The sequence below is a fragment of the Alteromonas nitratireducens genome, assembly GCF_040812025.1.
Classification (GTDB): domain Bacteria; phylum Pseudomonadota; class Gammaproteobacteria; order Enterobacterales; family Alteromonadaceae; genus Alteromonas; species Alteromonas nitratireducens.
Map to the genome: position 1 here is coordinate 93,205 of NZ_JBFNPK010000010.1, position 24,901 is coordinate 118,105.

A 24,901-nucleotide genomic window follows, 5' to 3' on the forward strand; every position below is an offset into this window, starting at 1 on the left:
GAAAAAGGGCCCGTTATGTCTGAACCACTCAACAATACCCGCATTATTCGCTGGCTGACCTATCTGATGTTTATGATGTTCGCAATGACGTCTGACTCCGTCGGCGAGATCATAAAAGAAGTGAAAGTGGCCTTTTCGGTGACCAATGCCCAGGCCAGTCTGATGCATTCATTGCCGATGCTGGGGATTGCGTTGTCAGGGCTTTTCCTTGGGTTTCTGGCCGACAAGCTGGGCCGAAAGCCGACTATAATCATTGGGTTAGCAGTATTCGGACTGGCCTGTTACAGCTTTTTGATGGCCAATGATTTTGTGTTTATTGTCAGCCTGATGACGCTGTCAGGCATTGCGGTGGGGATTTTTAAAACCGGTGCGCTGGCGCTGATTGGTGATATTTCTACCTCAACCCGTCAGCACACCTCGACCATGAACGGCGCAGAGGCATTTTTTGGTGTTGGTGCCATCATTGGTCCGCTGATTGTTGCGTACCTTATACATCAGGGCGTGGCCTGGCAGTGGCTGTATGTGATTGCCGGCGGCGTTTGCACGCTGCTGATTATTGTTGCCCTTGCGGTGCGATACCCCAGTTACGCCAAAAGTCATCACAATGATATGGAAAACGTGTCATTGCTGAAAAGTCTGCGTCTGGTGAAAAACCCGTATGCACTTGGCTTTTCAGTGGGGGCGTTTTTATACGTTGCTGCAGAAAGTGCCATTTATGTGTGGATGCCGAGTTACCTGGTGTGTGATGCCAGCACGGTGCGGGCAACCTATGATTGCTATAGTCAGGTCCTCACACAAACGCTGGCCATCTACTCGGTCACTGCGTTTTTTATACTGCGCGCTGCCGGGCGGTTTGTTGGGATCTGGATGATGGCCCACTTTAACTGGGCACTGGTGCTGATGCTGTTCAGTGGCGCCATCGTGGTGTGTTTCACACTAGGCCTGGTCGGCGGTAAACAGGTTGCCCTGTTTTTGTTCCCGCTAACCGGTATTTTCATGTCGGTGATTTACCCGACGTTCAATTCAAAAGGGATCAGCTGTTTCCCTAAACATCAGCATGGCAGCGTTGCCGGCGTGATCCTGTTTTTCACTGCGGCGGGAGCGGCAGCAGGGCCGTTTATCATGGGGCTGGTCAGCGACGCCATGGGCGGGGATGCGAAATATGGCTTTATGGTGGCGACCGTGTTTGCCTCAGTGCTGTTTTTAGGGCTGGTATACAACTATTTTGCAAATCCAACAGACGCGAGGCTGCGTGAGGTTGAGGCGTCGGAATACCAGTAAGCCAGACTGTCAGGCAACTTCATAGAGCTCTAAGGGCAGGCCATCCGGGTCCTGAAAAAACGTAAAACGCCGTTGTGTGTAGGGATCAATCCGGATGTCCTCACAGGTAACGCCCTTCGCCGCCAGCCAGGCCACGGCCTGATCAATGTCCTGTACGGCAAAGGCGAGGTGACGAAGACCTTGTGCTTCCGGCCGTGAGGGACGGGCCGGCGCATCCACAAACGAAAACAGCTCCAGCTGACTGCCGTCCGGCAGCGCGAGATCACATTTATATGAATCGCGTGCTGCCCGGTAATTTTCATCCAGAACCGGCAGTTCCAGCGTCTCTGCATAGAAGGTTTTACTGCGCGCGTAATCGCTGCAGATAATGGCAACATGATGCACACGCGTTAGCAACGTCATTATGGCACCTCGTTGCCACGGGCAGTTTCCAGCAGCAGATACCAATGCTCACGATGCAATGACACCGACATGGCCTGTGCGCAGGCGGCAAGTCGTTTCGGGCTGGTGGTGCCCAGTACCGGCTGGATGCCGGCGGGATGGCGCATCAGCCAGGCAATAACAATGGCTTCGGGCGTCACACCGTAGTCAGCAGCGAGCTGTTTAACCGTATGTGCGGTACGTTCATCCTCAACACTGTGTGTGCCGGCACCCGTAAAACGGCCCTGTGCCAGCGATCCCCAGGCCTGCAGCGTCACCTTGTTCATCATGCAGTATTCCAGTGTGCCGGGCGCATAGCCCATGCTACGGTTATACTCGCTGTTAGTAGTGATACCGTCTTCCAGCCAGTCGCGAAAGGCCAGACTCATCTCCAACTGATTGGCAATAACAGGCGTGTTCAGCGCAGACTGCAGATAGGCAATCTGATGACCATGCATATTGGAAACGCCAAGATGCTTTATCTTACCGGCTTGTTGTAATGCCGCGATGGTGTTGGCAACCTCATCCAGCTCCATCAGTGGGTCGGGGCGATGCAGTAACAGGATATCCAGTTGTTCTGTGCCCAGGCGCTTAAGGCTGCCTTCGACAGACTGCGTTATCCACTGTGACGAAAAGTCGTATCGCTTTGGTCCAAGTTCGTCTTCAAAGCGTATCGCACATTTAGACTGAATAATCATCCTGTCGCGCAGGTCGGGTGCCTCGCTGAGCGCTTGTCCGAAGGCTTTTTCGGCTTTGCCTAAGGTGTAGATGTCGGCGTGATCAAAAACCGTGATGCCGAGGTCAAGCGCGGTGTCGATAAGTGTGCGGGCCTGGTATACATGGTCGGTGTTAACCGGCTGCTGGTCCCATTGACCGCCAAGTCCCATACACCCGTAGACAAGTCGGCTTGCTGATGGAAAATAGTCTTTCATAATGCACCATGTCTGAATCAAAGGTTCAGTTTATCATGCTGATGGATGACTGCGACAGGATGGCGCTAACGACGAGACAGTTCAATGAATCAGGATTATACCAAAGCGGTGGCATACCGCCTCAATGACGTAGAATGGGAAGCGTCCCCCGCTGCCGGGGTATGGCGCAAGAAGCTCGACCGTGAACACGCCGAGTCGGGCAGGGCGACCTCTGTGGTTCGCTACGATCCCGGCTCTTCCTTTAACACCCATGTACATGATAAAGGCGAAGAAATACTGGTGCTCGACGGCGTATTCTCCGACGAGTCCGGGGATTATTCTGGCGGCTGGTATTTCAGAAATCCGCCTGGCTCCTCGCATGCGCCCTCGTCGGAAGGGGGCTGCCTGTTATTTGTGAAGCTTTGCCACTTTCAGTCAGGGGATAATGCTCACGTTGCCACGGCGATTGGCGACGGTGACTGGGTGCAGGAAGGCGATGCCATGTGCCGCACGCTGCATCAGTTTGACAATGAACAGACGCGCATCTGTAAACTGCCACCGCACACTTCATTGTCGGTCCCGGTGACCCAGGGGCGTGAAGTGCTGGTTGCCGACGGCGCGGTAACCTGGCAAAACGCGCATTATCCCTCACTAAGCTGGCTGAGACTGCCGTCTGAGGACTCATCCGTCATTACCTCAGGCGAAAACGGCGCATTATTGCTGGTAAAAACCGGCCACTTTTCACACCTGGAGAACGCATAAATGACCAAGAGGTTTTCACTCACCGTCGTGCTGGGCTTTTCGTTACTTTTCTTAAGCGCCTGTACCGGCACCCCTGATCGCATTGAACCGGTGCGTAACTTTGAACTTAACCGCTACCTCGGTGAATGGTATGAGATTGCCCGATTGGATCATCCGTTCGAGCGCGGGCTGTCAAAAATAACCGCTAATTACAGTCTGCGTGATGATGGTGGCGTAAAGGTGATTAATCGTGGTTACAACACGGAAGAGGGGCAGTGGGACACCGCCGAGGGGAAAGCGTATTTTGTCGGCGAAGATGATGTGGGGCATCTGAAAGTGTCCTTTTTTGGGCCGTTTTATGCGAGCTATGTGGTAATGGAACTGGATAAAGACAATTATCGTTATTCCATGGTGACCGGCCCGGATCGCGACTACCTGTGGATCCTTTCCCGCACACCGACCCTCGATGAGGCAACATTACAGCGGCTGGTAGGGATAGCGCGTGACGCTGGCTACCCGGTTGATGAGCTGATATACGTCAACCAGCAATAGTATTCCATTGGCGCGCAGGGGGGCCCTGTGCGCTGTCTTTGGACCGGTACAGATAATCTCATTCGGTCCGCGTTGTGAGTGCCAAGCTTATCCCCTAAGTGATATACTTATCAGGTTGTTAAGTAATAGCGAACAGGTTAGACAATGCAAACACTGACGATTCGAACCCCTGATGACTGGCATTTACATTTTCGTGACGGCGATATGCTGCCTGAAACCGTTCCGGCCACGGCACGCTGCTTTGCCCGCGCGATTGCCATGCCGAATCTGGTTCCGCCAGTTACCAATGCGGCGATGGCCATGGCATACCGCGAGCGGATCCTGGCGGCACGTCCAGCCGGCAGTACGTTCGAACCACTGGTGACCCTGTATCTGACCAATGACACTACCCCTGAGGATATTTTTGAGGCAAAGCGCCAGGGTGTGGTTGCCAGTAAACTTTATCCGGCGGGTGCGACCACGAACTCTGACGCCGCTGTGTCGGGGATTGAGTCACTGTATCCTGTTTTCGAAGCGATGCAGGAAGCGGGTATGTTGCTGCTGATCCATGGCGAGGTAACAGACAACCATATTGATATCTTTGACCGCGAAAAAGTGTTCATTGACACCCATATGGAGCCAATCGCTGACACCTTCTCTGACCTGAAAATGGTGTTCGAGCATATCACTACGGCTGATGCGGTGGAGTTTGTGAAAAGCCGGGACGACAAAGTCGGCGCGACCATTACCCCGCAGCATTTGCTGTTAAATCGTAACGACATGCTTGTTGGCGGTATTCGCCCTCACAACTACTGCCTGCCCGTGTTGAAGCGTAATGTGCATCAGCAGGCGCTGCGTGAAGTGGTTGCCAGTGGCAACAAGAAATTCTTCCTGGGGACAGATTCAGCCCCCCATGCTAAACATAAAAAAGAAAATGCCTGTGGCTGTGCGGGTTGCTACAGTGCGTGGAGTGCGATTGAACTGTATGCCCAGGTATTTGAAGATCTGGGTGTGCTGGACAAGCTGGAAAACTTTGCCAGCAACTTTGGGGCTGACTTTTACGGTTTGCCACGCAATCAAAGCACAATCACACTGGTTAAGTCACCTTGGATGGTGCCAGAACAGGTAACACTGGCTGACGGTACGGAAATGGTTCCTTTCTATGCAGGTCAGACACTTCAATGGAAGTTACAAAGCGCGTTCGACAACGCCTGATATTTTTCTGCCTTTTTTGCGTTGGCCTGGCACAGATTGCGTTATCGTGGTCTGTTCGGGCTGACGAGCCCCTGACCATTGTTGTTACGCCTCAGCTTTCCGGAAAAGACGATGACAATCAGCCTGGTTTCGAGGCAAGTATTGCTGCAGGTGTCGTAAAGGAAGCCGGCTTACCCGTATATATCGAGGAAGTGCCCTCAGCCCGGCAATTATTAATGCTGGAAAAAGGGGAAAAAATCCTCGCCTCTGCCCTGGTCAGAACCCCGGAGCGTGAACAGCAGTATTACTGGATCACGCCGATGAGCAGCAACCCTATTACGCTGTTTGCCAAAAACTCCCATCCTATTGCCCGCAAGCCATCTCCGTCGTTTTCCGACGTTGAAACGGTCAGTGCAATACGGGGAGGATACCGGGAGTCAGTTCTGACCGAACTGGGGAAAACCGTGATGGGCGTGACAAGCTGGCGTCAGGCGGTGGAAGCCGTGCTGCACGACAGAGTGGATGCGGTGTTTTTCTCCCGGACCGGCCTGTCGGTGGTCTGTAAGGAAAACAAGCTCGACTGTTCGGCCCTGACGCCAGTATTAACCTGGGGGGAAACCACAACGTATCTGGTCATGCCCAGAAAGCCCGAATACGCCGCGCTGGCTGAGCAGCTCACCGCTGCCGCCGACCGTTTCAAGCAGACCGAAACATATCGGAATGCCCTTGATAAAACCATCGAAAAGCTTGCGCGGTATGGGGTGTCAGCCGTTCGCGAGCAGGGTGTATTGCGGTTTGTCAGCCCGACTGATCTGCTGGCACAGGATTTATGGGTGCTGGCCGACCAGGTACCGTTTTTCAGTGAGCAGGCATCCGATGGCACGGTAACGGGGTATGCGGCAGAACTGGTGAAAGCCATTCTGAATGAGGCGGGCATTGAAAAGCCAATATTGTCCACACCGTGGGAGCGGATTGTCCGTGAGTCGTCAAAGCCTAACCTGTTAGCTTTTTCTGTTGCCCGCACCCCGGAACGCGAGTCGCTGTATTACTGGATAACGCCGATTACACGTAACATGCATGCCCTGTATGGCATTAACGGGCAGCGCTATGTGTCGCTCAACGCGGTGCCACGCGAGGCCAGAATTGGCGTACTGGCAGGCGACTACCGTGAGGCTGTGGCGAAGGAGGCGGGATTTGATGTGACGGCCTTCGACAGCTGGGAGGCGGCGACGCTGGCCATGTTGAACGGTGAGATTGATTATGTATTTGGCTCTCGCGGCGGCGTGACGACAGCATGCCGGTCTTTGATAGCAGACTGCTCTGATGTCATGCTGGTTGCTGAGTACCGCATCATTTCTCTGTATCTGGTGCTCTCGCGGAATGGTACGGAACCCCTGTTGGCCAAAGTGCTTCAGGATGCTGCCGACAGGGTGAAGCATTCTGCGGCATTTGCACAATGGTCTGCCTCCTGGAGCGAGAAGCTGTGGCGGGCTAACGGACTTACACACCACATTAAGGATGGCGTCATTCAGTTATGGCGCGAAAATGAGTAGTTATGACTGAGTTTTCTTCACTGGCTTTACGCCCTGAAATTGCCGATGCGCTTGCGGCGCACAACATTCTGCAGCTTTCCCCTATCCAACAGGCCTCTTTACCGCTCGCACTCGAAGGACGTGATATTCAGGGGCAGGCGCAGACAGGCAGTGGTAAAACACTGTGTTTCGTGCTGCCCATTTTGCAACGGCTGGATCCCACACGGCTGACACCACAGGCGGTTATCCTGTGTCCAACACGTGAACTGGCTGCCCAGGTAGCAGACCAGTGTCGTATGGCAGCCAGCCAGATCCCGAACGTGAAAGTGCTGATGCTGTGTGGTGGTACGCCAATGGGGCCGGATATCAAGTCGCTCCGGCATGGCTGTCACATTGTGGTTGGAACGCCGGGCCGGGTGCTGGCGCATCTTGAAAAAAGGCGTTTGTCGCTGAGTGATGTGACCGTGCGGGTTCTCGATGAAGCCGACCGCATGCTGGACATGGGCTTTGCCGAAGACGTCGATATGATCCTGTCGGCCACACCACGCTCGGCGCAAACGCTGTTCTTTTCGGCAACATTTCCTGCCCCTCTGCTTGCCATTGCCGGACGTTATCAGCAGAAGCCTGAGTACGTGAAAGTGGAGGTGGCGACAGCGGCACCCGATATTGACGAGAAGGTTTACACGGTGTTGCCGCATGTCCGCGAGCAGGCACTGAAAGCGGTGCTTACCCACTATCAGCCAGCCAGTACCATCGTTTTTTGCAACACCCGAAAACAGGTTGCTGATGTTGTCGCTTATCTTCAGGCAGAAGGCTTTACTGCCGCGGGATTGCAGGGTGATATGGAGCAGCGCGAGCGAAATCAGGTGATTGCACAGTTTGCGCTTAAGGCACTACCCGTATTGGTCGCCACGGACGTGGCTGCTCGCGGGCTGGATATTGACGATGTCGAATGCGTGGTGAATTACAGTCTGAGTGAGGACACCGACACGCATACTCACCGGATTGGCCGGACGGCCAGGGCCGGGGCGTCCGGGCTGGCCGTATCGTTGGTCAGCGATGAGGATATGCCGGCGCTTGCCAGACTGGAAATTGCCCGTGGACAGGACTTACCTAAGAAAGGGGCACAAAGTTTACGCTTTCACCGAAACCGGATCGTGCAGCCTGAGTATAATGCGCTATTACTTAATGCAGGCAAAAAGCAAAAATTGCGTCCCGGTGACATTCTTGGGGCGCTGACCCAGGAAGCTGGTATTCCCGGCGAGGATATCGGCAAAATTATGGTGCGGGCCGATCATGCCCTGGTGGCTGTGAAAGTGCGCAGTGTGAAACGCGCGCTCGGGCAATTCCGTGATGGCAAAATAAAAGGCAAGCGGATTAAGGCACGAAAACTCAAATAAAGGGAGAGCAATCCATGGGTGGTGAGACCGAACTGGTAACCTTGTTAGCGCAGCTTCATCCAGAAATGGATGAGGCAGAGTATACGTTTGTGTGTGTCAGTGATCTGGACACCGCAACGCCGGTGCTTGATAAGGTACGTGGCCTGTTTGTCGAGAAAGAAGGGATTTCACTGATCGTGCCGACAGAGGTGGCATCGTCACAGCAATGGGAAGCGACCGGGTCGTTTCGTTGTATTACCTGTAATGTCCATTCCAGCCTGGAAGCCGTGGGGATGACCGCAGCAATCTCTGCGGCGCTTACCGCAACCGGCATCAGTGCAAATGTGGTTGCCGCGTATTACCATGACCATCTGTTTGTGCCTACAGAACAGGCAGAAGACGCGCTGAGTGCATTACGCAGGCTCAGCGCGGGACAGGTTAAATCCTGATTTACCAGATCTTAACGCGTTGTTCCGGTGGCAGGTACAGCGCGTCGTCCTTCTCCACGTTAAACGCTTCATAGAATGCCGGCACGTTTCTTACCGACCCGTTCGCCCGGAAATGTGCGGGTGAATGTGAGTCCGTGGCAATACGGCTGCGCAACGCCTCATCACGGTATTTCGTTGCCCACACCTGACCAAAGCCGATGAATACCCGCTGATCGCCGGTAAAGCCATCCAGTACCGGCGCGGCTTCACCATTCAGTGACATATGATACGCCTTAAGGGCAATGCTGATGCCGCCAAGATCACCAATGTTCTCGCCCAGCGTATATTCACCGTTAACAAACAGACCCGGCAGTGCCTCAAACTCATCGTACTGACCAACCAACTGGGCTGTACGTGCTTTAAACTCGCTCAGATCCTGTTCTGTCCACCAGTTGCGCAGTACGCCGTCACCGTCAAACGTCGATCCGGAATCGTCAAAGCCGTGACCAATCTCGTGACCGATAACCGCACCAATTCCCCCATAGTTAACCGCATCATCAGCATTCATGTCGAAGAACGGGGGCTGCAAAATAGCCGCCGGGAATACGATTTCGTTCATGGTGGGGTTGTAGTACGCATTAACGGTCTGCGGTGTCATCGACCACTCGTGAGTCCAGACCGGGCCGCCCTGCTTCTCAAGCATTTCTTCATAAACTACATCGGCTGACCGCTTCAGGTTTCCAAACAGATCTTTGGCATCAACGGTAAGGGCAGAGTAGTCTTTCCACTGGTCAGGATAACCAATTTTCACAGTAAACTTAGACAGCTTGTCCAGCGCCTGTGCTTTGGTTTCGTCAGTCATCCAGTCGAGGTTCTGGATACTGTCTTTGTAGGCCAGCAGCAGGTTGTCTACCAGTTCTGTCATGCGGGCTTTGGCTTCTGGCGGGAAGTGTTCTTTCACGTACACTTTTCCAATCACTTCACCGACATGGTTGTTAACCACATCGACAGCACGGCGCCAGTGTTCGCGCTGTTCTTCAACGCCTTGCAGGACCTTGCTGTAGAACGCAAAGTTCGCTTCATCAAAGTCGGCCGACAGGCGGGTTGCGCTGGCATTCACCAGGTTCCATTTCAGGAAAGTTTTCCAGTCTTCCAGAGACGTGTCGGTGATCAGTGTGTCGAGGTTGCCCATGAAATCGGTTTGCAAAAACACCAGGCTGTCGAGGTCGCTAAGCTGCGCTTCGGTCAGAAAGGCATTCCAGTCAAACTGTGGCATGTGTGTGCTGAGATCCGAAACTGCCACTTTATTGTAGTTGGTCGCCCAGTCACGGGTTTTCTCTTTCTTCATGTGTAAGTCGGCAATGCGCGTTTCCAGCGCCATCAGCATGGCTGCCTTGTCAGCCGGCGCGTCCATGCCCGCCAGGCTCAGCATGGTTTCAATGTGTTTGACATACGCATCACGAATTTTCTGTGAGGCTTCATCGTCATTGAAATAGTAATCGCGCTCAGGCAGACCAAGACCACTCTGCCAGGTATAAATCATATACTCTTTGGGTGATTTAAAGTCAGGAACCTGGCCAATGGCAAACGGCGCGCCAAAGCCATAGCGGTTGGCGTAGGCAAAATAGGTTGCCAGATCACTGTAATCCTCAATGGCTTCAATTTTTGCCAGCTCTGGCGCCAGTGGTGCACTGCCAAGCGCATTGCGGGTTTCCATGTCCATGTAGGCTTTGTAAAAGTCACCCACTTTCTGTTCATCAGAGCCTGCTGCAAAATCGCCTTCTGCTGAGGTACGAATGATTTCCATCACGTCTTCCTGTGAGGCATCACGCAGGATAGTAAACGCACCATAGCTGGACTTGTCCGCAGGGATAGTGGTTTTTTCCAGCCACTTACCGTTGACGTAGGTAAAAAAGTCGTCGCCCGGATCGACACTGGTATCCATGTTGTCTTTCATGATCCCGGATGACAGTGATTTGACTTCTTTTTCCTGTGCGACAGGTGCAGCAGGGGCCTGAGTGTCAGATGACGGGGCAGGGTTACAGCCGGCAAGCGCAAACGCAATAGCCAGACCAATGGCAGTTTTTTTCATAATCATTCCTGTGTTACCTGATTGCGCGTAGGGCGCGCGAAATTCTTATTCCGGCACAGAGGAAAACGCCGCTGTGCGCCGGGTCTGGCACAGCATGAAGGATGCGATGGCAGACATTTAGCGATGGATAATTGCACGAGGTGTGAGCGAAGACAACGCAGGACAAGCCAAATGACACAGGTTGTAACAACTTAATCGCCCCTTCCCAGCGTCAGTAAGCCTGTTATAGTGGATTAAACCATCATCAAAAGGACAACGAAATGAGTGCAACCGCAACGGCATTAGCAGGGTACATAGTCTGGACCATCTTACTGATATTTCTGATGATTGCGTATCGCGCCAAGCTGGTGGTGAGCGACAAACACAGTGTGGTGTTTAAGCCGGACGGCACTGATGCTGACAGCCTGTGTTATCGCATCACCCGTGCTCACGCCAATTGTGTCGAGAGTGCGGTATTTGTCGTCGGCACGCTGGTATTGTCACTGGCTGTCGGTGCGCAGTCTGTCACTGATCCGCTGGCGATGTGGCTGTTATACGCACGCCTGTTCCAGTCAGTCATTCACATGATCTCAGGCGCAACCTGGGCAATTGGCTTGCGTGGTCTGGCGTTTTTCGTACAACTGGTTATCTGTGGCTACTGGCTGATTGAGCTGCTGACAGGAGTCGCAAAATGAATGAAGGGTTTTGCGCGGTGTCTACCTGCGACTATGCAGACGCGCTTGGTCGCGAGCAGTTTATGGATTTTGGTATCAGCGGCGTATGGCGGGCGGTGCCGCGCATTGCCGGGCCGGCTTATACGGTAAAATGCGAAGCCGGCGATCATCTGATGCTGCATGCCGCTATTTACCGTGCCAGCCCCGGCGATATTATCGTTGTCGAGGCGGACAGCACCTATGCGCTGGCGGGAGGCAATGTCTGTGCAATTGCACAGCGTCGCGGTATCAAAGGGTTTGTGCTGGACGGCACACTGCGTGACGTAGGCGAAGTCAGGGACATGCAGTTTCCGGTCTATGCGCGCGGACATATTCCCAAACCCGGCGCCAAGAAACGCCTGTCGCCGCTGAACGAACCGATCACCTGCGGCGGTGTGACAGTTAACCCCGGCGACATTATTGTGGCTGACGAGGAAGGTATTGCGGTGCTGCCAAAAGACTTTGCCGATGAAGCGCTGCGCATTGCTAAAGCACGCGCAGAGAAAGACGCATCAATGACACTGGATGAATGGGAAGCCGATCATAAGGCCAAGGTCGATGCGGCACTGGCGAAACTCGGCTGGCAGGCATAATCCGAAGAACAACGCCAACAGCGAGAATACAGTGGGGCTTACCGCCCCACGATACACTGTCTTACTCTGTCGCATAATCCATATCGACCGCAATGACCTGCCCATTTTGAAAAATTTCAATTTTCATGTCATCGAAACTGGGAGCGCGATCTCTCGGTGGGGTCCCACTCGCACCCCAACCATCCGTAGGGATGTAGTTTTTTCCCATAGAGAATTTGCCGTCCTCATCCAGGTCATGCCATACAGAAACGGCATAGACACCCGGCTCAACTTCTAAGTCAACAGTGACAGACTCTTCGTTTAATTCGCGCAATATCACACCTGCATTGGCACTGCTGGTTCTTATTTTATTCGCATCCTGAACAGACACATACAGAGGGGCATGGCCCGTTTTCACGCCATTAAGTGCTACCTGAAACGTCACTTTGTCTGTTGCTGCAGCGGTAACCGAAAATACTGATGGCAGTGTCAGCGCAAGTACTGAGATTATTTTTTTCATGAGAGATTCCTTAGTAAAGTTGTTTTTCTTGCAGTTTAGTTTGAAAATCAAACTGTTTTTAGATTGAAACCTAAATTGGTTTGTAATGCAAACTAAATTGCATGTAAAATGTGAAAAAATATTTCGGAGCCCAGATATGGCAACCAGTAACCATAAACTTATCAGTGACTTAGATTTTGCAGCCAAGCTTGCAAAGGACGCGGCACACAGTCCTTTACTGGGCGGCGTGTTTTTTCTCATCTGGAGTAGTCTGCTTGTGCCTACGCTGTTGCTGCACGGCGCCGCAAAGGCAGAGTTATTTCCTCTGACAGGAAAAGGGCTAAGCCTGGTATGGTTAGGCTACGGCGTGCTTGGTGGTCTGCTGTCCATGCTGGCGGCAAAACGCAAACGCGAAAAAAGTGGTGTGAACTCGTTTGTAAACCGGCTTTCCGCTATATCGGGTAAAACGCTTGGGCTCCTCGTTGGCGTATATGCGTTGGCAGTTTTTACTGCGGTGGTCGGTGGCATTCTCGATCCAGAGGCTTACAATCTCATACTGCCGTTTGCCTTTGGAATTGAAGCGCTGCATTTACATATTTTAGGCAGCTTGAGTAATAAGAAGTACCTGAGTCTGGCTGCGCTGGGATGTGGTGTAGCGATGATCGTTACCCTGCTATTAAACAATCATGTCACGATGTACTTTTTGGCTGCACTAGCCGTCGCGCTTTGCATGGCGCTTCCGGGTTATATTGAACTTAAAGAAGAGCGAAATGAGAATGAATAAGCAGCCGGAGATAGATGAAGTCATACACGGGCGGTTGCGTCTTGGTGTAATGGCATATCTGTCAGCCGTCAATCCAGCCAGCTTTGGCGAGCTGATTGAAAAAACGGGAGCGACAAATGGGAATTTATCCACCCACCTCGGAAAACTGGAAGCAGCCGGCTACGTAAAGCAGGAGAAGGGATATAAAGGAAAACGGCCTCAAACCCTTGTACATCTCACGGATGAGGGACGTGCAGCCTGGATAGATTACCTTGAGGCCATGAAGATTCTGTTGGGTGATAGTCAGGAATGAATGTCAGCGTAATAGCGTGCTCTGACATGTCTGGTGCAGCCTGCTATTTCCGACTGTCAGGTAAGCGGGTCGGAGGAAGTTTATCGTCTTTTGACTCATCAATGGCGTCATTCTGCAGGGCTTTCTCGCGCTTTCTGTCTTTTTCCTGAAGCTTCTTCTGATACACGTAGCGTGATTCCAGGCCCGGCGATATGTAGCAGGTAACCAGTGCTGCACAATTGAAAAACACGGTGGCCACGGCCGCTACCTCAAGGGCATGCACGCCCGCGGCCAGTCCCACGCTGATGGCGGTAAGTATAAACAGCGCATCGAACGTGTCCTGCAACGCCCGCCTGAAACGTACCCCGGCAACAATCCCCGCCAGACTGAACGCCAGTGCTAGCGAGTGCTGAACCACCATGACTACGCCAGCCACAACAGCGGGCAGCACCAGAATTGTTTCAGGAATGGAGTGGTCGAATTCGTCGCCCTCATGGGTCGCGTTATATACCCAGGACACTGGGATCATCAGACCGATGGTGCAGAACAGGGCCGTGGCCAGCGTGATCATGCCCGCAACCCAGCCGGTGGCGGCGTTGGCTTCATTCGCCTTGAGCAGGGTTTCGCTGGACTTGCTGGCGATGACGCTAAATTCAGACAGCCCGCCGACCGGCAGAGCGGCGATGAGGTCGGGATTAAACCAAAAAAGCAACAGGCCGGCGGCAACGAGACTGCCGTAATAAAGTACAACGTGCGTCATGGTATGCACAAGATTGCGTCTATACTGACGGTAGTCAGCATCAATATAGCCAGACGAAGGTTCATCCATAGACGCGGTGCTTACATGACGGGGCGTACTTTGAAGATGGGAGAAAAAAACAAGGTTGTCAAACCTGTGAAAACCTCGGCTAAAGTCGCGCTGGGCCTGTGGCTTTTTGCCTGGTGTATATGGATGTTGCTTCACGCAGTTGACAGTCATGCAGCGGTCAGTCCCGGCGATCCACCCCGGCCATTATTTCGTTCGGATGACATTGTTGATATTGACCTCATCGTTCCGGAATTACGCAAATTAACCATGCTGGCGCCGAAAAGTGTTGAGCCAAGGTCAATGCAACTGCGCTTTCAGCATCAGGGAGAAACCTACCTTGTCGACGGGCTGGTGCAGGCCAGAGGGAATTCCCGACGGGACCCTTCTGTATGCAGTTTTCCGCCACTTCGGCTACTGTTTGAGAAAAAGCTAAAACACGTCCCGCTATTTAAAGGTCACAAGAAAATTAAGCTGGTTACACACTGTCAGCGCAGAAGCCTGTTTGAGCAGCTGATGTTACGGGAGTATGCGGCTTATAAACTAATGAATGAAATTTCTCCGGTCAGTTTACGGGTCAGGCCGGTACGTATTCGCTACCACACCGACCCTGACAAGTCGCCGTCGCTGGTCAAGCTGGGTTTTTTTATTGAAGACATTGATGATCTCGCGAAGCGACACGGTCTCAGGGAGTTTGATACAACACGTGTCACTGCCACGCAGCTTGAGAAAGACGCCACCATGCAATTTGCGTTGTTCCAGTATCTGATAGCCAACCTGGATTATTCACCAACCCTGCCGAAAGAGGGCGACAGCTGTTGTCATAACGTAAAGCTTCTGCTGCCTTACCGTTTTATGCAGGCTAAACCCGACAGTGTGGTGCCGGTTGCCTATGACTTCGACTATTCGGGATTTGTTGATGCGCCTTACGCAATCAACCCAGCCGGTATTCCCCTATCTACCCGGGTGTATCGTGGTGTGTGCGCTCATCATGAATCGGTGGAGGCCTACCGGGCGGACATTCTGGCTATCAGAGACCGGCTTTTTGCGGTCATTGACGCGGTGCCTGAAACCACAGAAAAGAACCGCAGGGTAATGCGGGAGTTTTTAACAACATCATTGTCGCTGCTTGCCAGTCCGGACTTCACGGAAAAAATGAACAAATTTTGTGTTAGTTGAGTTTGTCCGGATCGACAGCCGGCGTATCGGTATCAGGCTGCGCCAGTCGCTGCAGATACCGCTTCAGCATGGCATTGTCGGGATCCAGACTCAGCACCTGCTGTAAATAATTGTCCTCGCTTTCACCGGCTGAGGGGAGCGGGACCCGAACCCCATTGTGCACCGCCGTAAACTGGTCGCCATCAATTTCAAGAAACGCACAGGGGCCGCCGTAATAGCTGGCCAGCCCCACATCCACGCCAATCACAGCATTGTTAAAGCGCGGGATGATAGCCCCGGCGACCGGCGTATGTCCCATAATAATATGATCTGCCTGTAGTCGTTGCAGTGTGTCGTTAATGCGTTCCTGTTCAGCGGTATCTGTTTGCACATTCAGCATGTGTCCGCGATACCACAGGGGACCGTCCGGATCATTGAGTAAATCCGACAGCATGGCCTTTTCACGCGTTGCCAGCTCACTGTGAACCCACTGATTGAGTTCGGTCACCGTGAAGTTTTGCGTTGTCGGGCCCATACCGCCGTGCACAAACAGCAGCCTGCCCAGTTTGAGCACCGCCGGGTTGGCGATGGCCCAGGCGCCATACTCGCCTTTGGGTGACCATGCCTGCATATACTCGACATAGCCGGGGGGAAACTGTTGCTCCAGGCCCTGCCGGTAGTCGCTGGCGTTAAAATCAGGCCAGCTGTCCTCTGGCTGGGTGTTTTTGATGTGGTCAATGTACACAGACAGATATTGTTGCTGCCGGCGTTGGGAGCGCCGGTCAACAAAAGCACGGTATTCACCCGGGTGAACATAGCGTGTATCTGCCGCAACCAGCATGGCTTCATGGTTACCAAGCAGGGTAAACACATTCCCACCTTTTCGCCTTGCCATGGGTTTTAACCCTCGCAGCAGGTCTATGACTTTGCGACTGTCCGGCCCCCGGTCAACAATATCCCCTACCTGGACCAGCGTGGCATTCTCACCAGTCCAGCGTAAGCGGCTGTTAACCAGTCCTGCCTGCTCGAGCACACAGGTGAAGCGGTCATAGTCACCGTGGACATCGCCAACGACAACAATTTTGCCCGCAGGGTCATAGGTCGCGCTGTCAGCCATTGCCGAACATACTGACAACAGGCTGATGACAGCCAGCCACAAGAGTCTCAATGCTACATTCCTGATGAAGGGGATGAAGTTAAGTATAGATAGACTTATTGGTTATGAATAATCCGATGTTGGCCTGGTGCGTAACTATCTCTGTTCCCGGCATTCGGCTATCATACAGGCCCTTGTGAGAGGGCGAGTGCCGCCTGTTTTTCTCTATTTTTTCGGAGCGTTATGTTTTCTTTTTTTGAACGACTGACCCAGCCTTTTCCTGCGGATGCACCGACGGAGCCGCCGAAGGGCCTGGTCGCATTCTGTCGCTATTACACCCAGGGCATGTGGAAAATCATTGCCTGTGTGTCATTGCTCAGTGCCATTGTTGCGGTGCTGGAAGTGGCCCTGTTCGGCTTTTTAGGTCAGTTGGTTGACTGGTTCGCACAGGCCGACCGGGCGACATTTTTACAGGATGAAGCAGATACCCTGTGGCTCATGGGAGCGGTAGTGCTGCTGTTTATTCCGGGTTTTATTCTGCTGCGTTCGCTGTTCAGTCGCCAGTCGCTGATGGGCAACTACCCCATGCGGATCCGCTGGCAGGCCCATCGTTATGTGCTGGGGCAGAGCCTGACATTTTTCCACGATGAGTTTGCCGGGCGGGTAGCCACCAAGGTCATGCAAACCGCGCTGTCGGTGCGTGAGACGGTCACCAAGCTGCTCGATCTGATGGTGTACATCAGTGTGTACTTTGTGTCGATGGTGGTGCTGGTATTCAGCACAGACTGGCGCCTGGCGATGCCGTTGATTATCTGGTTTTTTGTGTACGTGTTTATTCTGCGTATTCTGGTACCCAGGCTGAAGAATGTCTCGCAGCGCCAGGCAGATGCCCGCTCAGTCATGACCGGGCGTATTGTGGACAGCTACACCAATATCACTACTGTGAAGCTGTTTTCACACAGTAAACGCGAGGCGGACTATGCGCGCGAAAGCATGGATGGTTTTTTGCAGACCGTTTACCCGCAGATGCGTCTGGTTACGGTGCTGGAGTTTTGTGTGGAGATGGCCAATGCCATTTTGATCTTCTCCGTGGGTGCCCTGTCGGTGTTTCTGTGGCTGGAAAATATCGTCACGCCGGGTGACATTGCCGTGGCGGTCAGTCTGTGTCTGCGTCTGAACGGCATGTCACACTGGATCATGTGGGAAGTGACCGCACTGTTTGAAAACCTGGGTACGGTGCAGGATGGTATTAACACACTGTCGAAGCCGGTGAGCGTAAAAGATAAGCCGGATGCTACGCCGCTGGAAGTGAAAGGCGGTGAAGTGCGTTTCGATAACGTCAATTTTGCCTATCAGGGCGCCAATAACAAACCTATTCAGGTGTTTGATAACCTGAATCTGACGGTAAAGCCCGGCGAGAAAGTGGGGCTGGTGGGACGCTCCGGTGCGGGTAAGTCGACGCTGGTTAACCTGCTGATGCGCTTTTACGACATCGACAGTGGTGAAATCCGCATAGACGGGCAGTCGATTGATCACGTGCCGCAGGAAACCCTGCGCGAAAAAATCAGCATGGTGACGCAGGACACCTCACTGATGCACCGTTCAGTGCGCGACAATATTTTGTACGGACGTACTGACGCCACCGAAGAGGCAATGATCAATGCGGCGAAACAGGCCGAGGCTCACGACTTCATATTGTCACTGACCGACAGTGAGGGCCGCACGGGCTATGACGCCCACGTAGGAGAACGCGGTGTGAAACTCTCGGGCGGCCAGCGCCAGCGCATAGCAATTGCACGGGTATTACTGAAAGATGCGCCTTTACTGGTTCTGGATGAAGCGACATCGGCACTGGACTCAGAGGTAGAGGCTGCTATTCAGGCCTGCCTGGAACGCGTGATGGAAAATAAAACCGTGATTGCCATTGCGCACCGTTTATCGACCATTGCGAAAATGGACCGCCTGCTGGTGCTGGATAAAGGCAAAATTGTTGAGGCCGGCACCCATTCAGAGCTGCTGGCGCACAACGGTATCTACGCGCGCCTGTGGGCACATCAGACCGGTGGCTTTATTGGCGTGGACTGAGGTCGGGTTCAGCCCTCGCCAGTTTCCCGGTAACGCATTGCCGGTGTGTTAGCGTGCCGCCGGCTTCACAAAGCGCATAACAAACCTATCTGTTTGGCCCCGAATCGCCGGGTCGAACACCGACAGGGTATGGTCGTCCGTCGGGTTACTTTGCACACCAATTTCGCCATCGAAGCGTAAACCGCTTCTGAGCAACTGCTGTTTAGCAAAAGCGGCATCTATCCGGTGTAAAGACTGACTATCTTTATCTTTTCGTCCGGCGGCAGATTTATGGTCGCTGACGATCAACACGCCACCCGGCTTCAGCGCCGAGGCAATCTGCGCAATAAACCCGTCGGTATCGATGGCTGGCCAGTTATTCTCCGGGTCGCTGTAAAACAGGTCGTGGTAGGTCATCATCAGCAGCGCAACATCAGCGCTATCGGGCGTAAGCTCCATATCATCAGGGCTGGTAACGCGGTAGGCGACATTCGGCAGGCGCGTTGCCATCTGACGGGCTGCCAGCCCTTTTTGTGCATAGCGGTCATAGGGCGGGTTATTGATAAGCTCGACGTGTCCGTTTGGGCCGACGGCTTTGGCAAATACCTCGGAAAAATAACCGCCACCACCAAATACATCTATCACCGTCATACCAGGCTGTACGCCTGAGAATGCCACGATATCCAGTGGATGCTCGGCGACATCACGCGCTTTGTCCTGTTCACTGCGATCGGCGTAATCCAGCAGTGTCTCCTGTGCACCGGCCTGTAATGTAACTATGCAGGTCAGCGCGGCAACAATTTGTCGAAGGTTAAACATGATGGTGTCCTCTGTGACTCAAAATTCAGCATAGAAGCAGTGATGATTGCCAACAACGTGAAAGATGTAACAAAACTGGTCTCTGCGTCAGTTCATAATCCGGTACGAAATAGTAATGTTTCTATTGTGCAATTTTGCACGTTATCGAGAAGGAATTTGTCATGATCGAATTAAAAGAAGATGAGTGTGAGGCGGTGTCTGGAGGCGGACTGGAAATTCATTGCTGCTCATTAGATATCGGAATCGTAACAATTAAGTGGGATGCTTTTGTTATCAATACCGGAGCAGGGATGTCGATGAATTATAGCGACAACCTTCGCTCCGCCTACAACCGGCTATAGAATCTATGGCAGCGCTGATCGCTTTCTCAGTATTGTTGTTGATCTACATAACAACAAGCTGTGTCAGTATCCGCGCTGCCATTTATGGATATCGTCAATGTGGTAACTCCCTCTTGGCGAGTCATTTATTATTTTTGATGTTAACGGTGTTGGTTAGCTTTTTTGCACCGGTTACAAAACATCTGCTTACAGATCATGGCTACCTGACGTTGTTTTTGCTTGGGTTTAATGAAGAGATGATGAAAGGAATTAGCCTGCTGCTTTTTTGTGGTTCGTGGTTAAAACGAGCACAGATGAGTAAGCAACTGATTCAGCCTGCAATTTGGTCACTAGCGTTACTAATCGCGCTGTTAGAAACAACGCAATTATTAGCTGAGCCATTGCTTTCTTCCTTTTTCTATCTGTCTGACCCAATGGTTATGTCTGAAGGCGATTACAAGCTCCCGGTTGTGCAATATTTCTCAACGACGGGGCTATATTTTTTATCGTCAGCTGTTATTACCCGAATAGCTATACATTTTTTTCTTTGCTGGTTGTATGTCTGGTACTGGACGGGTGGACAAAAACAATGGGCATTAATGGTTGCAGTGGTTCACGGGGTGATCAATGTAGTCATGTTACAGATTGCACTAAACACACCGACCCCAGCGATGCACATTATGCTGATGGGTTGCGCGTACATGCTTATTGGCGGATTGCTCGGAATATGGGTTGTGAGTTTAAGAAAGAAGTCAAAGCAACTGTCAAACTTCGTTAAGCATCCTGCACAAGTACTAAAATACTGTCCCGAAAAAGGTGAATAAAAGCGACAAAAGCAATCGAAGGTACCAGCACCTCAACAACGCCATAAAGCGCTTGTATCTGAAAGGTGGTTAAGTATAATACGCGTCCCTCCCTTGCGATACCGCACTTTCCTTCAAGAAAAGACGCACATAATCACAAGGGTAGTGTAAGTATAGCCTGATGGCTGATACCACAGGGGTGTAGTTCGAATTGGTAGAACAGCGGTCTCCAAAACCGATGGTTGGGGGTTCGAGTCCCTCCACCCCTGCCAGATTTAGCGTTCACGCGAAGGTGTGAAACGAACATTGCAGTAAGTGCTAGGATCGTGACATGAGCGAAAAAACCGAAAATCAGTCCAACGCAATGGACATGTTGAAATGGCTGGTCGTCTTTGCCCTGTTGGCAGGGCTGGTAACGGCGAACACCGTATATGGCGAAGTGTCAGTGCTTTACCGCGCGCTGGTTGCGGTGGTCGTGGTGGCTGTCGCAGCGTTTATCGCAGCAACCACAGTGAAAGGCAGCACGTTCCTGAATTTTGCCAAAGAGTCTCGCATTGAAGTGCGCAAGGTCGTGTGGCCTACGCGTCAGGAAGCCAACCAGACGACCCTGATTGTTCTGGCTGCGACCCTGGTGATGGCACTGATCCTGTGGGGGATTGACGGTATTCTGGTACGCTTTGTTGGATTTGTTACAGGAATAGGAGCATAACGTATGTCTGAAGAAAATAAGAAAAGATGGTACGTGGTTCAGGCCTATTCACAGTACGAGTCACGCGTAAAGAAAACCCTGCTTGAATACATCAAGATGCACGGCATGGAAGACTACTTCGGTCAGGTACTGGTACCGACCGAAGAAGTGGTAGAAATGCGTGCGGGCCAGAAGCGTAAGTCAGAGCGTAAGTTCTATCCGGGTTACGTTCTGGTTGAAATGGAAATGAACGAAGATTCGTGGCACCTGGTGAAAAGCGTACCGCGCGTACTGGGTTTCATCGGTGGTACGTCTGACCGTCCAATGCCGATTTCTCAGAAAGAAGCAGACGCTATCCTGAACCGTCTTGAAGAGTCGGTGGACAAGCCAAAGCCAAAAACGCTGTTCGAGCCGGGCGAAGTGGTACGTGTTATCGACGGTCCGTTTGCAGATTTCAACGGTGTGGTCGAAGAAGTCGACTACGAAAAGAGCCGCGTAAAAGTGTCGGTACTGATCTTTGGTCGTTCTACACCGGTCGAACTGGAGTTCGGTCAGGTCGAGAAAGGCTAAGCAGGCCAGCTTCACAGTTACAAAAAAGAGCGCATTGGCGCTCTTTTTTATTGCCTGTGCCAACGCCTGAGTTTCGCTACCACAGCAAGGCCAGCGCCTGCGATAAAAAAACAGACGGCGAACAGGCTGACATCCACCAGAGCGACCGGCAACTCAACCCGGAATGGATTACTGACAAGCGGGATGCCCAGTGTCTTCGCAGTCAACCTGGACAGACCGTAGGCCAGCAGCGTATGACAGACCCACTGTGTCAGGCTACAGGAGCGGATCACGGTAGCCATCCGGATTAAACTCGACGGTCCAGCCGCCAGCGCCGCCCTGTACCCAGGCCGCGTAGCTGTCCATGGCCTTGCTGGCAAAATAGGAAAGGGTGAAGCTGACAAGCCAGCCTCCGCCAACCTGATGACATTCTTCATGGGTTAATTCAGTCATGGTATTCATGATGTTCTTCCTTTATCAATCAGTGAAATGAAGTGCACGGTTATCGTGCTCATTAAGCATAAGTGAGCCGGCGGTTTTATCCGCTGACCTGAATACCGGTTTTTTGTTTTGACCGATGGTTAAATTTAGTCCGTTGTGGGGTTGCATAGGTTTTAATCACCTTATATAATGCGCGCCCTTTTAAACGGAAACGGGGAGCCGTTTGAGCAGATATTCTCGGTATCTGCGAGGCGTTATACCCAAACAAGAGAGCATTAAAATGGCTAAAAAAGTAAGTGGCTTGATTAAGCTTCAGGTTGCAGCGGGTGCTGCTAACCCAAGTCCTCCGGTTGGTCCTGCACTGGGTCAGCACGGTGTAAACATCATGGAATTCTGTAAGGCTTTCAACGCAAAAACTGAAAGTCTTGAGAAAGGTGCACCGGTTCCAGTAGAAATTACTGTTTACGAAGACCGTTCGTTCACATTCGAAACAAAAACGCCTCCAGCTTCTTACCTGCTGAAAAAAGCAGCGGGCATCAAGAGCGGTTCAGGCCGTCCTAACACTGAGAAAGTGGGTACCGTTACCCGTGCTCAGCTGGAAGAAATCGCGAAAACTAAAGAGCCTGACCTGACGGCAGCGACTCTGGATGCAGCGGTTCGCACAATCGCGGGTTCTGCTCGCGCAATGGGCTTGAACGTAGAGGACTAATCGAATGGCTAAATTAACGAAACGCGCTCGCCTTATCCGCGAAAAAGTCGATGCGGCTAAAGAATACGAAATCAACGAAGCGGTTGCGCTGCTGAAAGAACTGGCGACTGCCAAGTTTGCAGAAAGCGTAGACGTTGCAGTTAACCTGGGTATCGACGCGAAGAAATCTGATCAGAACGTTCGTGGTGCGACTGTACTGCCTAACGGTACTGGTAAAGACGTTCGTGTTGCAGTTTTCACCCAGGGTGCAAACGCAGACGCAGCGAAAGAAGCTGGTGCTGACATCGTTGGTATGGAAGACCTGGCTGAACAGGTCAAGAAAGGCGAAATGAACTTTGACGTAGTGGTTGCCAGCCCTGACGCGATGCGTGTAGTTGGTCAGCTGGGTCAGATTCTTGGTCCACGTGGCCTGATGCCTAACCCTAAAACCGGCACTGTAACGCCTGACGTTGCAACGGCGGTTAAGAACGCAAAAGCCGGTCAGGTTCGCTACCGTAACGACAAGAACGGTATCATTCATGCCAGCATTGGTAAGATTGCGTTCGAAGCAAACCAGATTCAGGAAAACCTGGAAGCCCTGCTTGACGCACTGAAGAAAGCAAAGCCTTCTTCTGCGAAAGGTACATACATCAAGAAAGTGTCTCTGAGCACCACTATGGGCGCAGGCGTGACACTGGACAAGGCTTCTGTAGGTCTTTAATACCCTGCCGGGTTACTCACCCGGTTTCTCGTTATAAATATGGGTTGGAGTTGCTGTTCTTTGAATAGTGACTCCCGTCCAAGACCGCAGGTGTTGCACGCAGAAGAGGTAAGAGAACTTCTGCATTGAGTTGCAACTTAATAGTAAAACCTGCGCAGACGGTGGTTTGACTCAGACTCTCTGGGAAAACAAACACCGTGGAGCGGTGTTCACATTGTGTGAGCATCAATCTGTGAACCCTGACAACAACGGCGCGAGCCGTCGATGTCAGATTAAAAGAGGTGAACTCAGTGGCACTAGGTTTAGCAGCAAAAAAAGAGATCGTAGCAGAGGTTTCCGATGTTGCATCTCGCGCTCTATCCGTTGCCGTCGCTGAATACCGTGGGATGGAAGTTGCAGAACTGACTGACCTGCGCGTTAAAGCTCGTGAGCAAGGCGTATACCTTAAGGTTATCCGTAACACGCTTGCGAAACGTGCTCTGGCAGACAGTAAATTTGCAGACTTGGACAGCGCGCTTACTGGCCCGCTTATCTACGGCTTCTCTATTGACGCACCAGGTGGTGCGGCGCGTCTTTTCAAAGACTATGCGAAGCAAAACGATAAGCTGAAAGTAACAGCACTGTCTATCGGTAGCGGCCTGCTTGGTCCAGAAAAACTGGATGCAGTGGCTTCTCTTCCGACTCGCGACGAAGCACTTGCAAAACTTCTTGCAACCTTCAAAGCACCGGTTGGCAAATTCGTTCAGACTATCAACGAAGTGCCTACCAAGTTTGTGCGCGTATTGGCGGCGATCAAAGACACCAAGTAATTGGCGTTTTTGGCATATTGATTTTTTTAACACATTAAACCCAGGAGTTTAGAGAAATGGCTCTAACCAAAGAAGATATCTTGAACGCGATCGCTGAAATGCCAGTAATGGAACTGGTTGAGCTGATCGAAGCAGCTGAAGAAAAATTCGGCGTTGAAGCAACTGCTGCTGTTGCAGTAGCTGCTGGTCCTGCTGCTGCTGCTGAAGCTGCAGAAGAAAAGACTGAATTCGACGTTGTAATGACTTCATTCGGCGCGAACAAAGTTGCAGTTATCAAGGCAGTTCGCGGCGCGACTGGTCTTGGCCTGAAAGAAGCGAAAGAAGTAGTTGAGTCTGCTCCTAAAGCTATCAAAGAAGGCGTAAGCAAAGATGAAGCTGAAGCACTGAAGAAAGAGCTTGAAGAAGCTGGTGCAGAAGTTGAAATCAAGTAATCTGAATTAATCAGATTACCTGCCTGAAACGGCAAGGCTGGTGGTTTTATTGACCACCAGCCTTTTTGCGCTGTAAGGTGTACAGTTTCTAACCCTTGACTGTTTACCAAAGCGCAGCACCGGGAAATTAAAATCAGCACAAAAACCAAACAGTTACTAATAATTGTTCAGTTTTTGTTATA

The 24,901-nt window shown here is 52.1% G+C and carries 30 protein-coding genes and 1 tRNA gene; 22 read left to right on the forward strand and 9 right to left on the reverse strand.

All coding sequences use genetic code 11. The annotated features are described in order from the left end of the window. Window positions 1–66 precede the first annotated feature (66 nt). On the forward strand, window positions 67–1,281 hold the full coding sequence (locus AB1N33_RS10490) for an MFS transporter (protein ID WP_411271536.1): 1,215 nt from the start codon (window positions 67–69) through the stop codon (window positions 1,279–1,281). Between the two features lie 9 nt (window positions 1,282–1,290). Here AB1N33_RS10490 and gloA2 read toward each other — a convergent pair whose 3' ends face one another. Beyond that, a complete protein-coding gene (gloA2, locus tag AB1N33_RS10495; protein ID WP_411271537.1) occupies window positions 1,291–1,677 on the reverse strand; it encodes an SMU1112c/YaeR family gloxylase I-like metalloprotein in 387 nt (128 codons plus the stop codon). Between the two features lie 5 nt (window positions 1,678–1,682). Beyond that, a complete protein-coding gene (locus AB1N33_RS10500; RefSeq protein WP_411271502.1) occupies window positions 1,683–2,633 on the reverse strand; it encodes an aldo/keto reductase in 951 nt (316 codons plus the stop codon). 84 nt (window positions 2,634–2,717) lie between these two features. On the opposite strand from AB1N33_RS10500, the gene AB1N33_RS10505 reads away from it, so the two are divergent. The 6 genes from AB1N33_RS10505 (at window position 2,718) to AB1N33_RS10530 (ending at window position 8,438) form a co-directional block, all read left to right on the forward strand. Continuing rightward, window positions 2,718–3,374 (forward strand): cupin domain-containing protein, encoded by a 657-nt coding sequence (locus tag AB1N33_RS10505; RefSeq protein ID WP_411271503.1) that lies wholly within the window; start codon window positions 2,718–2,720, stop codon window positions 3,372–3,374. Next, on the forward strand, window positions 3,375–3,905 hold the full coding sequence (locus AB1N33_RS10510) for a lipocalin family protein (RefSeq protein ID WP_411271504.1): 531 nt from the start codon (window positions 3,375–3,377) through the stop codon (window positions 3,903–3,905). Between the two features lie 144 nt (window positions 3,906–4,049). Next, entirely contained in the window at window positions 4,050–5,099 is a 1,050-nt protein-coding gene (gene pyrC / locus AB1N33_RS10515) for a dihydroorotase (protein WP_411271505.1), read from the forward strand. Further along, a complete protein-coding gene (locus AB1N33_RS10520; protein ID WP_411271506.1) occupies window positions 5,066–6,631 on the forward strand; it encodes a substrate-binding periplasmic protein in 1,566 nt (521 codons plus the stop codon). Before pyrC ends, AB1N33_RS10520 begins: the two co-directional genes overlap by 34 nt. 2 nt (window positions 6,632–6,633) lie before the next feature. Continuing rightward, window positions 6,634–8,010 carry an ATP-dependent RNA helicase DbpA gene (gene dbpA / locus AB1N33_RS10525; RefSeq protein WP_411271507.1) on the forward strand — a complete coding sequence of 459 codons (1,377 nt, stop codon included), beginning with the start codon at window positions 6,634–6,636 and terminating at the stop codon, window positions 8,008–8,010. 14 nt (window positions 8,011–8,024) lie between these two features. Then, window positions 8,025–8,438 (forward strand): ACT domain-containing protein, encoded by a 414-nt coding sequence (locus AB1N33_RS10530; RefSeq protein WP_411271508.1) that lies wholly within the window; start codon window positions 8,025–8,027, stop codon window positions 8,436–8,438. Window position 8,439: 1 nt separating this feature from the next. Here AB1N33_RS10530 and AB1N33_RS10535 read toward each other — a convergent pair whose 3' ends face one another. Next, window positions 8,440–10,509 carry a M13 family metallopeptidase gene (locus AB1N33_RS10535; RefSeq protein WP_411271509.1) on the reverse strand — a complete coding sequence of 690 codons (2,070 nt, stop codon included), beginning with the start codon at window positions 10,507–10,509 and terminating at the stop codon, window positions 8,440–8,442. A gap of 260 nt (window positions 10,510–10,769) precedes the next feature. On the opposite strand from AB1N33_RS10535, the gene AB1N33_RS10540 reads away from it, so the two are divergent. Together AB1N33_RS10540 and AB1N33_RS10545 are read left to right on the forward strand one after the other, a co-directional pair. Then, a complete protein-coding gene (locus tag AB1N33_RS10540) occupies window positions 10,770–11,183 on the forward strand; it encodes an MAPEG family protein (protein ID WP_411271510.1) in 414 nt (137 codons plus the stop codon). Then, the gene (locus tag AB1N33_RS10545; protein WP_411271511.1) at window positions 11,180–11,794 is read left to right on the forward strand and encodes an RraA family protein; all 615 of its coding nucleotides are present in this window, start codon (window positions 11,180–11,182) and stop codon (window positions 11,792–11,794) included. The genes AB1N33_RS10540 and AB1N33_RS10545 overlap by 4 nt, the downstream gene beginning before the upstream one ends. Before the next feature lie 61 nt (window positions 11,795–11,855). Here AB1N33_RS10545 and AB1N33_RS10550 read toward each other — a convergent pair whose 3' ends face one another. Continuing rightward, the gene (locus AB1N33_RS10550) at window positions 11,856–12,293 is read right to left on the reverse strand and encodes a DUF2141 domain-containing protein (RefSeq protein WP_411271512.1); all 438 of its coding nucleotides are present in this window, start codon (window positions 12,291–12,293) and stop codon (window positions 11,856–11,858) included. Between the two features lie 136 nt (window positions 12,294–12,429). Between AB1N33_RS10550 and AB1N33_RS10555 the strand changes: the two genes are divergently transcribed. Both AB1N33_RS10555 and AB1N33_RS10560 read left to right on the forward strand, forming a co-directional pair. After that, window positions 12,430–13,056, forward strand: coding sequence for a hypothetical protein (locus AB1N33_RS10555; RefSeq protein WP_411271513.1), 627 nt, complete (start codon window positions 12,430–12,432; stop codon window positions 13,054–13,056). After that, on the forward strand, window positions 13,049–13,348 hold the full coding sequence (locus AB1N33_RS10560) for a winged helix-turn-helix domain-containing protein (protein WP_411271514.1): 300 nt from the start codon (window positions 13,049–13,051) through the stop codon (window positions 13,346–13,348). Before AB1N33_RS10555 ends, AB1N33_RS10560 begins: the two co-directional genes overlap by 8 nt. A 43-nt stretch (window positions 13,349–13,391) precedes the next feature. Here the strand turns inward: AB1N33_RS10560 and AB1N33_RS10565 are convergent, their stop codons facing one another. Next, window positions 13,392–14,156 carry a DUF4956 domain-containing protein gene (locus tag AB1N33_RS10565; RefSeq protein ID WP_411271515.1) on the reverse strand — a complete coding sequence of 255 codons (765 nt, stop codon included), beginning with the start codon at window positions 14,154–14,156 and terminating at the stop codon, window positions 13,392–13,394. Between the two features lie 66 nt (window positions 14,157–14,222). Between AB1N33_RS10565 and AB1N33_RS10570 the strand changes: the two genes are divergently transcribed. Next, window positions 14,223–15,311: a CotH family protein gene (locus AB1N33_RS10570; RefSeq protein WP_411271516.1), complete on the forward strand. Its 1,089-nt coding sequence runs from the start codon at window positions 14,223–14,225 to the stop codon at window positions 15,309–15,311. On the opposite strand, the gene AB1N33_RS10575 is transcribed toward AB1N33_RS10570, so the two are convergent. Beyond that, window positions 15,304–16,458 carry a metallophosphoesterase gene (locus AB1N33_RS10575; protein WP_411271517.1) on the reverse strand — a complete coding sequence of 385 codons (1,155 nt, stop codon included), beginning with the start codon at window positions 16,456–16,458 and terminating at the stop codon, window positions 15,304–15,306. The genes AB1N33_RS10570 and AB1N33_RS10575 overlap by 8 nt on opposite strands. Window positions 16,459–16,629: 171 nt before the next feature. Here AB1N33_RS10575 and AB1N33_RS10580 point away from each other — a divergent pair, with 171 nt between their 5' ends. After that, a complete protein-coding gene (locus AB1N33_RS10580) occupies window positions 16,630–18,471 on the forward strand; it encodes an ABC transporter ATP-binding protein (RefSeq protein ID WP_411271518.1) in 1,842 nt (613 codons plus the stop codon). Window positions 18,472–18,519: 48 nt separating this feature from the next. On the opposite strand, the gene AB1N33_RS10585 is transcribed toward AB1N33_RS10580, so the two are convergent. Continuing rightward, window positions 18,520–19,269 carry a class I SAM-dependent methyltransferase gene (locus tag AB1N33_RS10585; RefSeq protein ID WP_411271519.1) on the reverse strand — a complete coding sequence of 250 codons (750 nt, stop codon included), beginning with the start codon at window positions 19,267–19,269 and terminating at the stop codon, window positions 18,520–18,522. Window positions 19,270–19,430: 161 nt separating this feature from the next. On the opposite strand from AB1N33_RS10585, the gene AB1N33_RS10590 reads away from it, so the two are divergent. From AB1N33_RS10590 to nusG, 5 genes are all read left to right on the forward strand, one after another. Beyond that, a complete protein-coding gene (locus AB1N33_RS10590; RefSeq protein ID WP_411271520.1) occupies window positions 19,431–19,610 on the forward strand; it encodes a hypothetical protein in 180 nt (59 codons plus the stop codon). Between the two features lie 5 nt (window positions 19,611–19,615). Further along, window positions 19,616–20,413, forward strand: a complete 798-nt coding sequence (locus tag AB1N33_RS10595) for a hypothetical protein (protein ID WP_411271521.1) — start codon at window positions 19,616–19,618, stop codon at window positions 20,411–20,413. A 174-nt stretch (window positions 20,414–20,587) separates the two neighbouring features. Further along, window positions 20,588–20,664 (forward strand) — tRNA-Trp (locus AB1N33_RS10600). Between the two features lie 59 nt (window positions 20,665–20,723). Then, window positions 20,724–21,101 (forward strand): preprotein translocase subunit SecE, encoded by a 378-nt coding sequence (gene secE, locus AB1N33_RS10605; RefSeq protein ID WP_411271522.1) that lies wholly within the window; start codon window positions 20,724–20,726, stop codon window positions 21,099–21,101. A gap of 3 nt (window positions 21,102–21,104) precedes the next feature. Continuing rightward, entirely contained in the window at window positions 21,105–21,650 is a 546-nt protein-coding gene (gene nusG, locus AB1N33_RS10610; protein WP_411271523.1) for a transcription termination/antitermination protein NusG, read from the forward strand. Between the two features lie 47 nt (window positions 21,651–21,697). On the opposite strand, the gene AB1N33_RS10615 is transcribed toward nusG, so the two are convergent. Then, complete coding sequence (locus AB1N33_RS10615) at window positions 21,698–21,922, reverse strand: hypothetical protein (RefSeq protein WP_411271524.1); 225 nt, start codon at window positions 21,920–21,922, stop codon at window positions 21,698–21,700. After that, a complete protein-coding gene (locus tag AB1N33_RS10620) occupies window positions 21,906–22,091 on the reverse strand; it encodes a hypothetical protein (RefSeq protein WP_411271525.1) in 186 nt (61 codons plus the stop codon). Before AB1N33_RS10620 ends, AB1N33_RS10615 begins: the two co-directional genes overlap by 17 nt. A gap of 259 nt (window positions 22,092–22,350) precedes the next feature. Between AB1N33_RS10620 and rplK the strand changes: the two genes are divergently transcribed. From rplK to rplL, 4 genes are all read left to right on the forward strand, one after another. After that, complete coding sequence (gene rplK / locus AB1N33_RS10625) at window positions 22,351–22,779, forward strand: 50S ribosomal protein L11 (RefSeq protein ID WP_411271526.1); 429 nt, start codon at window positions 22,351–22,353, stop codon at window positions 22,777–22,779. Window positions 22,780–22,783: 4 nt separating this feature from the next. Continuing rightward, window positions 22,784–23,479, forward strand: coding sequence for a 50S ribosomal protein L1 (gene rplA, locus AB1N33_RS10630; protein ID WP_411271527.1), 696 nt, complete (start codon window positions 22,784–22,786; stop codon window positions 23,477–23,479). 290 nt (window positions 23,480–23,769) lie between these two features. Next, on the forward strand, window positions 23,770–24,288 hold the full coding sequence (gene rplJ, locus AB1N33_RS10635; RefSeq protein WP_411271528.1) for a 50S ribosomal protein L10: 519 nt from the start codon (window positions 23,770–23,772) through the stop codon (window positions 24,286–24,288). A gap of 56 nt (window positions 24,289–24,344) precedes the next feature. Further along, window positions 24,345–24,719, forward strand: coding sequence for a 50S ribosomal protein L7/L12 (gene rplL, locus AB1N33_RS10640; protein ID WP_411271529.1), 375 nt, complete (start codon window positions 24,345–24,347; stop codon window positions 24,717–24,719). Window positions 24,720–24,901: the final 182 nt, after the last annotated feature.